11 protein-coding genes are annotated in these 11,627 nt (G+C 70.9%); 5 read left to right on the plus strand and 6 right to left on the minus strand.

All coding sequences use genetic code 11. The features are described from left to right. Positions 1-88: 88 nt before the first annotated feature. From IE246_RS12300 to IE246_RS12315, 4 genes are all read right to left on the minus strand, one after another. Positions 89-1,462 (minus strand): hypothetical protein, encoded by a 1,374-nt coding sequence (locus IE246_RS12300; RefSeq protein WP_189989899.1) that lies wholly within the window; start codon positions 1,460-1,462, stop codon positions 89-91. Positions 1,463-1,472: 10 nt separating this feature from the next. After that, positions 1,473-2,615, minus strand: a complete 1,143-nt coding sequence (locus IE246_RS12305) for a hypothetical protein (RefSeq protein WP_189989901.1) — start codon at positions 2,613-2,615, stop codon at positions 1,473-1,475. A 79-nt stretch (positions 2,616-2,694) separates the two neighbouring features. After that, positions 2,695-3,276 carry a YfbR-like 5'-deoxynucleotidase gene (locus IE246_RS12310; RefSeq protein WP_189989903.1) on the minus strand — a complete coding sequence of 194 codons (582 nt, stop codon included), beginning with the start codon at positions 3,274-3,276 and terminating at the stop codon, positions 2,695-2,697. 56 nt (positions 3,277-3,332) lie between these two features. Further along, complete coding sequence (locus IE246_RS12315; RefSeq protein WP_189989905.1) at positions 3,333-3,629, minus strand: hypothetical protein; 297 nt, start codon at positions 3,627-3,629, stop codon at positions 3,333-3,335. A gap of 143 nt (positions 3,630-3,772) precedes the next feature. Here IE246_RS12315 and gbd point away from each other — a divergent pair, with 143 nt between their 5' ends. Further along, entirely contained in the window at positions 3,773-4,906 is a 1,134-nt protein-coding gene (gene gbd, locus IE246_RS12320; protein WP_189989908.1) for a 4-hydroxybutyrate dehydrogenase, read from the plus strand. Between the two features lie 242 nt (positions 4,907-5,148). Beyond that, on the plus strand, positions 5,149-6,408 hold the full coding sequence (locus IE246_RS12325; protein WP_189989910.1) for an MFS transporter: 1,260 nt from the start codon (positions 5,149-5,151) through the stop codon (positions 6,406-6,408). Between the two features lie 4 nt (positions 6,409-6,412). On the opposite strand, the gene IE246_RS12330 is transcribed toward IE246_RS12325, so the two are convergent. Beyond that, a complete protein-coding gene (locus tag IE246_RS12330) occupies positions 6,413-7,339 on the minus strand; it encodes a DMT family transporter (RefSeq protein WP_189989912.1) in 927 nt (308 codons plus the stop codon). A gap of 125 nt (positions 7,340-7,464) precedes the next feature. Here IE246_RS12330 and IE246_RS12335 point away from each other — a divergent pair, with 125 nt between their 5' ends. Together IE246_RS12335 and IE246_RS12340 are read left to right on the plus strand one after the other, a co-directional pair. Beyond that, on the plus strand, positions 7,465-8,184 hold the full coding sequence (locus IE246_RS12335; RefSeq protein WP_189989914.1) for a hypothetical protein: 720 nt from the start codon (positions 7,465-7,467) through the stop codon (positions 8,182-8,184). Between the two features lie 7 nt (positions 8,185-8,191). Beyond that, a complete protein-coding gene (locus IE246_RS12340) occupies positions 8,192-9,355 on the plus strand; it encodes an MFS transporter (protein WP_189989916.1) in 1,164 nt (387 codons plus the stop codon). Between the two features lie 10 nt (positions 9,356-9,365). On the opposite strand, the gene IE246_RS12345 is transcribed toward IE246_RS12340, so the two are convergent. After that, positions 9,366-10,466, minus strand: a complete 1,101-nt coding sequence (locus IE246_RS12345) for an SPOR domain-containing protein (protein ID WP_189989918.1) — start codon at positions 10,464-10,466, stop codon at positions 9,366-9,368. 264 nt (positions 10,467-10,730) lie between these two features. Here IE246_RS12345 and IE246_RS12350 point away from each other — a divergent pair, with 264 nt between their 5' ends. Further along, on the plus strand, positions 10,731-11,513 hold the full coding sequence (locus IE246_RS12350; protein ID WP_189989920.1) for a class II aldolase/adducin family protein: 783 nt from the start codon (positions 10,731-10,733) through the stop codon (positions 11,511-11,513). The last annotated feature ends 114 nt before the right edge of the window (positions 11,514-11,627 follow it).

The raw sequence follows: 11,627 nt of genomic DNA on the forward strand, positions 1-11,627 counted from the left end.
CCGCCCCGCGTGCGGCGGACCCGCTCCCGGCGAGCGCGTGAGCGACGTCCCGGCGCCCCGCCAGCAGGGCTGCCGGGCGACCGCGGGGCTACCCCTTCATCGCCTTCATGCCGGCCAGGCGCAGCTTGTCGGCCTTGTCGGAGCCCTCGACCAGCTCGACCAGGCGGACGGTGTTGTAGAGGTCGATCACCGAGACCTCGACGTCGTTGGCGTCGAGCCGCTGCACCAGATCCCGGCCGCGGGCGTCGAGGCCGGCGGCGATCCGCTTGACCGCTCCGTCGATCACCTGCGTGGTCTCCGGGTCGTCGGCCAGCTTCCGGCACAGCCGCAGCGCCACGATCCGGTCCTCGGCCTCGCGCAGGGCCCGCAACTCCTCCTCGTTGCTGGCCAGCGGATCGTCGAGCGCGGCGATCGCCGCCAGGGCTTGCTCGTCGGCCCCGGTCACCACGTGCTCGCGGGCGACCCGGCCGAGCTCGGCCTTGACCCGGTCGATCCGCCGGGCCAGGGCCCGTCCGCCGCCGACCGCGCGCGCCGCCCGCTCCAGGGCGTCGACCTCGCGGCCGAGCGCCCGGGCCACGTCGGCCTTCGGCAGGTCCTCGTCGGCGAGTTCGGTCCGCACGTCGATCAGCCGGTCCTCGCTCTGGCTGACGACCGCCTCACCGGCCTGGTCGCTGACCGCCCGGACGAGGTCGCCGGCCTCGGTCCCGGCCAGCATCTCGAACAGCTCGGCGAGGCTGCCGAGGTCGCGCAGGCGGGCCATCAGCGCGAACAGCACGTAGGGCACGGCGTCGCGGTGAAGGGCCGCCACCGTCTTCAGGGTCTCGACCAGGGCGGCCAGGCCGCGCTTGTCCACCGTCTCGATCGGCGGCGGCGGCAGCGCCGAGCGCAACTCCAGGATCGGGTGCGCGATGCGCAGCATGACGACGATGTCGTCGAGCGAGGCCAGCACCGGCTCGCCGCCGAGCGCGTCGCGCAGCTGCGCCCGGCCGTTGGCGGTCTTGCGGGCCGTCGAGTCGAGCGTCGACAGCACCCGCGCGCCTTCGGTCCACAACGGTCCGCCGGCGGCCAGCACGGCGGCCGCGTCCTCCGGGTCGGCGGTTCGCAGCGCGGCGGCCGCGGCCTCGATCGCGCCTTTGCTCGCGTGCTCGCCGAACAGCGCCCAGATCGGCGCGATCGCCGAGCGCGGGATCCGCCCGACCGCCTTGCGCCGGGTGCCCGGGTCGTACAGCAGGTCCTCGAAGGGCAGGCAGAACAGCCGTTGCGGCGTCGGCCGCCGGGCCGGTCGGGCCATTGACATGCGCGGCCGCAGCCGGCTGAGCACGGCGTCCGCTGTGGCGCGCTGGTCGATGCGGAGCCGCCGCGCTTCCAGCGAGCGGACCAGGTCGACGAACTGCGGCTCCGGGATGTCGAAGACGCGGCCGGCCAGAAGATCGAGCGAACGGTCGGGCGGGGAGGCGGGCATGACGGACTCCCTACAGTGCCTTGGCGCGGCGGCCCTCGACGCGCAGCAGCAGGTCGAGATCGAGCTCCCCCGACTGCCAGCTCTGCATCGGCTTCACGAAGCGCCGAAGTGCGTTCTCGAGATCGCCCCAGGCGTCGCCGATCTGCCGCTCGAGCTCCTTCTTCGGCACCAGCGGCAGCATCCGGACGATCTCTTCCATGGTCTCGACCTGCTCCCAGATCGGCGATTCCAGCACGCCGTCCCAGATCGTCAGCACGTGCTCCCAGCCGTCGAGCAGCCAGGACAGCCGGTCGACCCGCTCGCGGATCTCTCCCTCGGCGGTCTTCCACGCGGCCAGGGTTCCGGCGAGGTCGGCGGCGTGCGCGTCGACCTGCTCGATCACCGGATAGCCGATGTCCAGGGTGAGCTTGACGACGTCGGCGGCCAGGAACGACATGCCGTCCGGGTCGGCGTTCGAGCGCCGGCCCCACTCCTCGGCGTTCATCCGGAATCCTTCGAGCCGCCTCATCAGCCGGCGCAGCCGGCACTCGTGCGGCATGACCGGCAGGCCGAGCGGCGCGATCAGGTCGGACCAGACCTCCAGGCTGCGGTAGATCTGCTCGGACGAGGCGCCGATCCGGCGGGCGATGTCGTCGAGGACCGAGCGAACCTTGCGCTTGCCGTCCGGCGACGACAGCTCGGCCACGGTCAGCTTCGCCTGGGCGCTCGACAACCGGTCGACCACCGAGTTGACCAGGTAGAAGTTGGTGAGCAGGCGCTCGTTCTCTTCCTGCTCCAGCGCCGCCTTCGAGCATTCGACCGCGTCCGGCCCGGCGAGCCCGGTCATCGCCGTCTGGTTCGCGCAGCGCCGCATGACGTGGGGCGTCGTGGCCTTGGCTTCGGCGATCGATTCGTGCAGGACCCGGTCGTGCACGGTCATCCGGAACACGTCGCGGACCGACGGCCAGGCGATCACGTAGATGCCGGAACTGCCGGACATGCCCGGTATCAGGATCTCCAGTCCCTCGTTGTGGTCGGACCGGACGCGGGAGAACGCCAGCGTCGGGGTCGTGAAGGGGGCGACCACGCCCCGTTCTTCGAAGGTCGCCGGCCAGTATCGCGTGCTGAGATGGCCGCCGTCGGCACTGCCGGACCCGTTCGCCGCCTCGGTCATCGGTCCCCCATTAACCAATTCAGTCCCGACCATCGCCGAAAACGCGGCACAACGCATCATCGATTCGCGGGAGGACTCGTCACCCCTGAGGCGAAGGCGCGCAACCGACGGGCCCGCCGAGCACCCGGAACCGTTCCACGTAGCGTCGCTTCGCCTCGTCGGGCCGCACCGGCTCGATCGCGATGTCCCGGCCGATCCGCGGGGTGCCGAAGAACCGTCGCGCCTCGACCTCGTCGAACCCGGCGAGCTGGGTCGCCTCCAGGTAGGCGGCCACCCGGTCGGCCCGCTTGATCAGCCTGGTCACCGTGGCCGGCAGTTCGGCCGGCAGCCCGACGCGCAGGTGGACCGCCCGCATCAGGCCGGCCTCGATGGTCTTGTAGCCGGCGCCGATGATCGCCTTGAACGGGGTGATCATGTCGCCGATCACGTATTCCGGGGCATCGTGCAGCAGGGCGGCGAGGCGCCAGCGCTGCGGCAGGTCGCGGTCCAGCAGCCCGGCGATGCGCTCCACCAGGACAGAGTGCTGGGCGACCGAGTACGCCCACTCCCCCGAGGTCTGGCCGTTCCAGCGCGCGACCCGCGACAGGCCGTGGGCGATGTCCTCGATCTCGACGTCGAACGGCGACGGGTCGAGCAGGTCGAGGCGGCGGCCGCTCAGCATGCGTTGCCAGGCTCGGGGCGGGATCTCCGCGGCCCGGGGTCGTCGGGCGGGCGAACTCATCGGCGGCGGCTCCGGCGGGACGGCGACTTGCGGCGATCCAGGCCGATCCAGACGCCGATGCCGGCGAGCGGGCCGGCCACCAGCAGGAGCCGGGTGAAGAGGGCGATGTTGCGTTCCATCACGTATTGCGTCTCGAACAGGATTTCGCAGCGTTCCCGGGCGGCCGGGTCGGGATAGCGACCGGCGCAACCGCGCATTCCGACGTCGCGGGCGCGCTCGATCGCGGCACCGGCGGCCGGCCACTGCCGGACCGCGACGACGCCCGCCCCCACGGCCCAGACGACCGCCGCCACCAGCGCGCTGATCAGGACTGCCGGGCGTCGCATGCGCCCCGACATAGCCCTGTCGGGCGCCGGCGGCAATCGGCCGCTTGCATGGACGGGGTCCGGGCTCGCATTCTCCCCCTCCCGCCACACGACCTCCCGAGGAGTTCCCCGTGACCCTGATCAGCTATCTGACCAACATCACCTTCGACCATGGCGCGGTGAAGACCCTGGGGGCCGAGATGGAGGCGCTCGGCATGAAGCGCCCGCTGATCGTGACCGACAAGGGGCTGGTGGCGGCCGGGTTGATCGACACGGTCCGCGGCGTGATCCCGAACGACAAGGCCGCGACGATCTTCGACGGCACCCCGGCCAACCCCACCGAGGCGGCGGCCAAGCAGGCGCTGGCGGCGTACCGCGAGGCCGGTTGCGACGGCATCGTCGCGGTCGGCGGCGGCTCGTCCATGGACCTCGCCAAGGCGGTCATGCTGATGGTCGAGCACCCGGGCGCGCTCGACGACTACGCGATGATCAAGGGCGGGGTGCCGAAGATCACCGCCAACATGCCGCCGCTGATCGCGATCCCGACGACGGCCGGCACCGGCAGCGAGGTCGGTCGCGGCGCCGTCATAGTCATGGACAGCGGCGTGAAGACCGCGCTGGTGTCGCCGCACCTGATTCCCAAGCGGGCGATCTGCGATCCCGACCTGACGCTGGACCTGCCAGCCGGGCTGACCGCCGCCACCGGCATGGACGCGCTGACCCACTGCATCGAGACCTACATCTCCCCGAAGGTGAACCCGCCGGCCGAGGCGATCGCGCTCGACGGCGTGGCGCGCGCGGTCAAGCACCTGGAGCGTGCGGTGAAGGACGGTCACGACCGCGAGGCGCGCTGGAACATGATGATGGCGTCGATGGAGGGCGCGATGGCGTTCCAGAAGGGGCTCGGGGCCGTGCACTCGATGTCGCACCCGCTCGGCGCCCTGCCGGAGCCGCGGCTGCACCACGGCACCCTGAACGCGGTGATCATGCCGACGGTGCTGCGCTTCAATCACGACTTCGTCGGCGACAAGTACGACACCCTGCGCAGGATCATGGGGCTGTCGTCGAACGCCGACCTGCCGCAGGCGATCGCCGACATGAACGCGCGCCTGAAGCTGCCGGAGAACCTGCGCGCGATGGGCGTGACCGAGGCGATGATCCCGGTCGCGGCCGAGCAGGCCGAGCACGACCACTGCACGCCGACCAACCCGCGCCCGGTCGACCGGGCCGGCTTCGAGGCGCTGTTCGCCGAGGCGATGGGGTGAGCCGGGTGGGTCCCGGCTCGCGCTTCGCGCGTCCGGGATGAGGGTTGGCAGCGAGACGTCTCTCTCTCTCTCTCTCTCTGCCTCATCCCGGACGGACGCGCAGTAGCGCGGCCGAGCCGGGACCCACAGACCGCATCGCCGGATCCCCGGCGGCACGGCATGACTGTCATGCGGGCTGCCGGCTTGACCGTCGGCGGGCCCCGGCACAACCTGCCCGAAAATCAGGCAGGATTCCGAACCCCATGACCGCCATTTCCCCGGCCGTCGACGACTCCGGCAGCTTCCGCGACGACGTCAAGGTGATCAGCCTGATCGGCGTCGCCCACTTCTTCAGCCATTTCTACATCCTGCTGCTGCCGCCGCTGTTCCCGATCCTCAAGGACGCCTTCGGGGTCAGCTACGTCGAGCTCGGCCTGTTCGTGATGGCGTTCTCGGGCGCCACCGGGGTCAGCCAGATCGTCTGCGGCTACCTGGTCGACCGCATGGGGGCGAAAGGCATCCTGATCGGCGGCCTGGCGCTGGAGGGGCTGGCGTTCCTGCTGATCGGCCTGGCCGGCAGTTACGGCGCCGGCAGCTACTGGGCGGTGCTCGGCCTGATGGGGGTGGCCGGCGTCGCCAACGGCGTCTACCACCCGGCCGACTACGCCATCCTGTCGGCCTCGGTGTCGGAACGGCGGATGGGGCGGGCGTTCTCGCTGCACACCTTCACCGGCTTCTTCGGCGGCGCCGTGGTGCCGGGCACCATCATCCTGCTGGCCAGCCTGTTCGGCTGGGCCGTCGGGGTGGCGCTGTGCGGCGCCGCCGGCATCGCCGCCGCCGCGGCGCTGCTGGTATTCGGCCGCTCCCTGAAGCACGAGCCGGGCGCCGACAAGCGACGCAAGCCGGGGGCCAAGGCCGATGCCGGGCCGACGCCGGCCTCGGTCCTGCTCAGCCCGCCGATCCTGATGTGTCTGGTGTTCTTCACCCTGCTGGCGCTGAGCCAGGGCGGCATCAACCAGTTCCTGGTATCGGCCCTGAACGCGCTGTACGGGACGCCGGTGGAGGAGGCGACGGTCGCCCTGACCAGCTACCTGTTCGGCACCGCCGGCGGCATTCTGATCGGCGGCCAGATCGCCGACCGCACCCGCCACCACAACCGGGTCGCGGCGACCTGTTTCCTGTTCACCGCGGCCGCCGTGCTGGTGGTCGGGAGCGTGGCGCTGCCGTTGTGGCTGCTGGTCGCGCTGATGGTCGGGCAGGGCGTCGCCCAGGGCATCATCATGCCGAGCCGGGACATGCTGGTCCGCTCGGTCACGCCGCCGGGCGCCATGGGCAAGGTGTTCGGCTTCGTGTCGACCGGCTTCAGCATCGGCGGCATCGTCTCGCCCCTGCTGTTCGGCTTCCTGCTCGACCAGGGCCAGCCGAGCGTCGTGTTCCACGTGGTCGCGGCGTTCATGGCGGTCTCGCTGGTGACCGTCTTCACCGCGGTCGGCGAGCGTCGGCGCGACGACCCGGCGGCCTGACCGGTCAGTTCCCGCCCCGGCCGGCGAGCTGGGCCTCGCGCCGCAGGACGTAGAGGCCGCTGCCGACCAGGATCAGGGTGCCGGCGACCACCCAGCCGTCCGGCAGGTCGCCGAATACCAGCCAGCCGTAGAACCCTGCGAACACGATCTGGGCGTACTGGAACGGCGCCAGCAGCGAGGCGGTCGCGACCCGGTAGGCGTGGATCAGCAGCAGGTGCGAGAACCCGCCGAGCGCACCCATCAGCGCCATGAACCCCCATTGCTGGAGGGTCGGGGGCTGCCACACGAAGGGCAGGAACAGGCTGGCGCCGGCGGCCCCGACCAGCGTGGTATAGAACAGCATCGCCAGCGGCCGCTCGGTGCGCGTGAGGACCCGGGTGTTGATGACGAAGGTCGCGAAGATGAACGCCAGCAGGATCATCAGGCCATAGGCCCAGTGCACTTCGGCGAAGCCCGGCCGGACGATCACCAGCGTGCCCACCAGGCCGATCAGCACGGCGGTCCAGCGTCGCGGCCCGACCCGCTCGCCGAGCAGCGGGACCGACAGCGCGACCACGAACAGCGGGGCGACGAACCCGATGGCGACCGCATCGGCCAGCGGGATGTAGCGGATCGCGGTGAAGAAGCAGGCGGTGGCCGCCAGCAGCTGGACGCCGCGGAGCAGGACCAGCCCGAGCCGGTGCACCCGCAGCACCTCGGCGGGCCGGCGCCGCAGCAGGAACGGGAGCATGAAGGCGAAGTTGAACGCGTAGCGTCCCCAGACGACCATGCCGACAGGCATCTCCTGGGACAGGTGCTTGGCGACCGTGTCCAAGGTCGCGAACACCAGCTCCGCCGCCACCAGCAGGCCGATGCCCAGCGAGGCGTTGTCCGGACGGTCGTCCGGGGTGGCTTCGGGGGGTCGCGACGACGACGGCTCGCTGGCTGGCATCGGTGGACGCTGACACACGGGTGCCGCAAAGGGAATGCATCTTCACCGTCGGCTGCGCGCGGGCTAGAACGACGTCGGGTGGGGCCGGGAACGACGCGACAACCGGGATCCGGGAACGGGGGCCGATGAGTCTATACGACAGCGATCGCCGCTATCGGCGGCGCTTCTGGGGCGGGGTGGTCCGCGTCGTCGTATTCGCCGCGCTGGTCGTGGGGACGGCGATCGTGTCCTACCAGTTCGGGATCGAGGACCTGGAGACCCGGGTGCGCGGTTACCAGCAGGAGATCTACGAGCTGGAGACCCGCCAGAACGCGCTCGAGCAGGAGACCGCAAACCTGCGGGTGGCCGCCGAGCGGGCCAAACTGGCGGTCGAGGAGTGGGAACGGCGCTACAGCGCCGACGTGCCGACCGGGGACCGCAAGCAGATGCTGGACCTGGCGACCGAGCGCCTGCAGGCGGGCGTGTCGGCCGAGCGCCTCGGGTTCCTGATCGGCTCGGCCGAAGAGCCGCGCGACTGCGAATCGGTCGAGAGCAAGCGGTTCCTGGTCAGGACCCCGCTGTACGACGGCAAGAACACCGTGGTGTCGTTCGCCGACGACGCCATCGTCGTGACCGGCAGCGGCGAGTCGGCGAAGACCGCCGACGGGCTGCCGCAGGCCTGGTTCGACCCGCAGCTGCCGGTGACCATCCAGATCACCCGGATCGACGGCGCGTCCCGCGAGATCAGCGGCCGGCTGCCGCTGAACGCCTCGATCATCCACGGCGGCGCCGAGCATCGCTTCCAGCTGCGAGCCGGCGCCACCGGCTTCGTGCAGATCGCCGCCGAGAAGTGCGCCTACCCGTGACCGCCCGATGACGACTGGCATGGCGCTCGATGCCCGCCGTGTCGGGTGGAGCCTGGCGGCCCATTTCGCCAGCTCGCTGTCCATCGGCATCGCGATCGGCGGGATGGTGCCGCTGATCGCCCTGACCCTGGAGCATCGCGGCGTCGACCCGGTGCTGATCGGCGTGAATTCGGCGATCGGCTCGCTCGGCGTGATCGTGGGCGCGCCCCTGGTGCCGTCGATGATCCGGCGGTTCGGGGCCGCCGAGGGGATCGTCCTGGGGCTGGTCCTGACCACCGTGTCGGTCGTCGGCCTGGCCTTCACCGACAGCTTCGGCCTGTGGCTGGTCCTGCGGTTCCTGACCGGCTTCGGCGTCGCCACCCAGTGGGTCGTCAGCGAGACCTGGATGCAGGCGATCGTCCCGGAACGGCGACGCGGCCTGGTGATGTCGGTCTACGTCACCTCGATCGCGGCCGGGTTCGCGGTCGGGCCGATCCTCCTGACCCTGGCGGGCACCGAGGGGGTGCTACCGTTCGCGCTGTTCGCCGGCATGATCGCGGCGACCGCGCTGCCGATGCTGCCGATCCGGCGCTGGGCGCCGGTGCTGGCGCTGGGCCAGCGCGGCAGCGTCGGACGGTTGCTGCGCGAGGCGCCGACGGTGGCGATCGCGGCGGTGGCGGTGGGGCTCGTCGATTCCGCGTTCTTCACCTTCATCCCGCTGTTCGGGCTGCGGGTCGGGCTGCCGCACGACACCGCGATCACCCTGCTGACTGCGGTGCTGGCCGGCAACGTGGTGCTGCAGGTCCCGCTGGGCTGGCTCGCCGACCGCATGAACCGGCGCGCGCTGCTGGTCGCCCTGGGGCTGGCCTGCTGCGTCGGGCCGGCGGCCGCGGCGTGGACCCTGTCGTCCGGTTCGCCGGCGGCGTACCCGGTGCTGTTCCTGTGGGGCGGGGCCGGCTTCGGGCTGTATACGGTCGCCCTGACCCTGCTGGGCGAGCGCTATCGCGGCGGCGAGCTGGCGGCGGCGAACGCGGCGTTCGTGATGACCTTCGAGCTCGCCAATCTGGCAGGCCCGCCGGCCGCAGGCTGGGCGATGGAGGCGTGGTCGCCGCACGGGCTCATGGCCTGGATGACCGTCGTGGCCGTCGGCTTCGTGGCGGTCGCGCTGGTGCGCGGCGCGCAGCGTCGTTGAGGCGGCCGCCTTACGGCAGCGGCCCCTTGGCCTGGCAGAATTGGCCCTTGGCGACCAGCGGCCGGCAGAAGTCCTTGGCCTCGGCCTCGCTGGCGAAGCCGGCGGCGAGCAGCCGGGTGTAGGTGCCCCGGCCGCGGCCGCTGTCGAACTCGCTGGTCCGCATGGTCTTGTCCTTCAGCTGCGGGAACCGCCGCTGCAGGGTCTTCCAGCCGTCGGTCGCGCCCTTCTGCGAGCGATACGAGGCGAGGTGGACCGCCCAGTTTCCGCCGGCCGACGGGCTGGCGGCGGGCTTGGCCATCTTGTCCTGTCCGCTCTCGACCCCGGCCAGCCTCTCGAGGCGGGTCACCACGTTCTCGAGGCGGGAGACCAGGGTCATCGCCTTGCCGTCCTCGCCCTCCATCATCATGCCGGGCTGGTGCTCGCCGGGGGCCGGCATCATCGTCCCGTCCTCGCCGATCGTCGGCATCGGGGCGTGTGGCGCGGTCATCGGCGCGGTCTCGACCGGCGGCGTCGGTGCGGCGCCCGGCTGGGCGTCGGCGCGGCTGCTGGCGAGGTCGGCCGAGACCAGCTCCTTGCGGGTCGTGCGATCGCCGATCTGGCGGTCGCGCAGGACGTAGTTCTGGACTGACGGCGAGTAGAAGTAGGTGTCGCGATAGTCCTTGCGCTGGCAGTCGATCCGGAAGGTGTCGAAGCGCCCGGCCTTGACCTCGACCGCCTCCTGGCCGGCGACCACGCAGCGATGCTCGTCCTGCCAGCCGGCCGGCGCGTTCTCCGAGGATCCGCGCACGCTGTAGGCGATGACGTTGCCTTCCTGCAGCGGGAACAGCTGGTGCGGCGAGCCGATGAGGGTCTGCCGTCCGCGCCCGAGTTCGGGGTCGTCGGACCACATGAGCGGCGGCGTGACGACCGCGGTGTCCTTGGTCCAGATCAGGCCCTGGTCGTTGGTCCAGACTACGCGGTCCGGCGAGGTCGACACGACCCGCTCGGTGGTGACGGTGCCGCTGTCGTCGTACACGAAGGTGTCGCCCGGCGAGTAGATCGGGGCCGGGGCCGGGGCGAGGCCGTGCGCCGCCGGGCTCGAGCCCGAGTCGCCGCCGGACAAGGAGGGCATCGAGGAGCAGCCGGCCAGCGCGGCGGCGCCTATCACGGCTGCGATGAGCGACCGACCTTGCGCCATTGCTGGACTACTCTCCAACTTGCTCGAAAGCGAATCAGCCATAAGCATCAATATTTTGCGGAAATCTGTCAAGGATACGCAATATCCTGGACCCGGTCGGTTTCACCCCTCGGACCGATTGACCACGGTCCGCCGCGGGGTCCACAGTTTGCCGCGGCGCCGTTCCGGCGTCGATCCTTCCCAGACGAGGAGGCTGTCATGGCCGTGGCGCTTGCGAGCGAGATTCCGCCGGTTCGCGATCGGGTGAGCGACGACGAGTGGCGCACGCGCGTGGATCTGGCGGCGTGCTACCGCCTGGTCGCGCATTTCGGCTGGATCGACTCGATCTACACCCACATCTCGGCCCGGGTGCCCGGCGAGGACGGTGCCTTCCTGCTGAACCCGTACGGCATGATGTTCGAGGAGGTGACCGCTTCGTCGCTGGTCAAGATCGACGTCGACGGCAAGATCCTGATGGACAGCCCGTTCGATGTGAACGAGGCCGGCTTTACCATCCACTCGGCGGTGCACATGGCGCGCCACGACGTCGAATGCGTGATCCACACCCACACCGTGCCGGGCATGGCGGTCTCGGCCCAGGTCGACGGCCTGCGGCCGCTGACCCAGAACTCGATGATGTTCTACGGCGACCACTTGGCCTATCACGAGTACGAGGGCATCGCGCTGGACCTCGACGAGCGGTCCCGGCTGCAGGCCGATCTCGGCAACCGCTACGCCATGATCCTGCGCAACCACGGGCTGCTGACCTGCGGCCGAACCATCGCCGAGGCGTTCGAGATCATGCAGAATCTGGAGAAGGCCTGCGAGGCGCAGATCGCCGCCCAGGCCGGTGGGGTCCCCCTGACCCATCCGTCGCCGAACGTCTGCGCCCATACCGCCGACCAGTTCTGGAACTACCACGCCAGCAACCCGTTCGGCGAGCGGGCCTGGCCGGCGATGTTGCGGCTGCTGGACCGTCACAACCCTGGCTACGACGCCTGAGACCGCGCATGGCGACGCTCACGGCGGCCAGTTGGATGGAGTCCGGAGTCCGCTGCGCGGCTCCGGAATGACGGAGGAAGGGGCAAAGCCCGTTTCCCCATTCGTCATCCCGGT

Source organism: Thalassobaculum fulvum (assembly GCF_014652915.1).
Taxonomy (GTDB): Bacteria; Pseudomonadota; Alphaproteobacteria; order Thalassobaculales; family Thalassobaculaceae; genus Thalassobaculum_A; species Thalassobaculum_A fulvum.

What these genes read in the sequence shown, in the direction of transcription:
- IE246_RS12300 (WP_189989899.1), bottom strand. Translation starts at nt 1,462, where the DNA reads ATGCCCGCCTCCCCGCCCGACCGTTCGCTCGATCTTCTGGCCGGCCGC.
- IE246_RS12335 (WP_189989914.1), top strand. Translation starts at nt 7,465, where the DNA reads ATGAGTCTATACGACAGCGATCGCCGCTATCGGCGGCGCTTCTGGGGC.
- IE246_RS12330 (WP_189989912.1), bottom strand. Translation starts at nt 7,339, where the DNA reads ATGCCAGCCAGCGAGCCGTCGTCGTCGCGACCCCCCGAAGCCACCCCG.
- IE246_RS12345 (WP_189989918.1), bottom strand. Translation starts at nt 10,466, where the DNA reads ATGCCCTCCTTGTCCGGCGGCGACTCGGGCTCGAGCCCGGCGGCGCAC.
- IE246_RS12310 (WP_189989903.1), bottom strand. Translation starts at nt 3,276, where the DNA reads ATGCTGAGCGGCCGCCGCCTCGACCTGCTCGACCCGTCGCCGTTCGAC.
- IE246_RS12305 (WP_189989901.1), bottom strand. Translation starts at nt 2,615, where the DNA reads ATGACCGAGGCGGCGAACGGGTCCGGCAGTGCCGACGGCGGCCATCTC.
- IE246_RS12350 (WP_189989920.1), top strand. Translation starts at nt 10,731, where the DNA reads ATGGCCGTGGCGCTTGCGAGCGAGATTCCGCCGGTTCGCGATCGGGTG.
- IE246_RS12325 (WP_189989910.1), top strand. Translation starts at nt 5,149, where the DNA reads ATGACCGCCATTTCCCCGGCCGTCGACGACTCCGGCAGCTTCCGCGAC.
- IE246_RS12340 (WP_189989916.1), top strand. Translation starts at nt 8,192, where the DNA reads ATGACGACTGGCATGGCGCTCGATGCCCGCCGTGTCGGGTGGAGCCTG.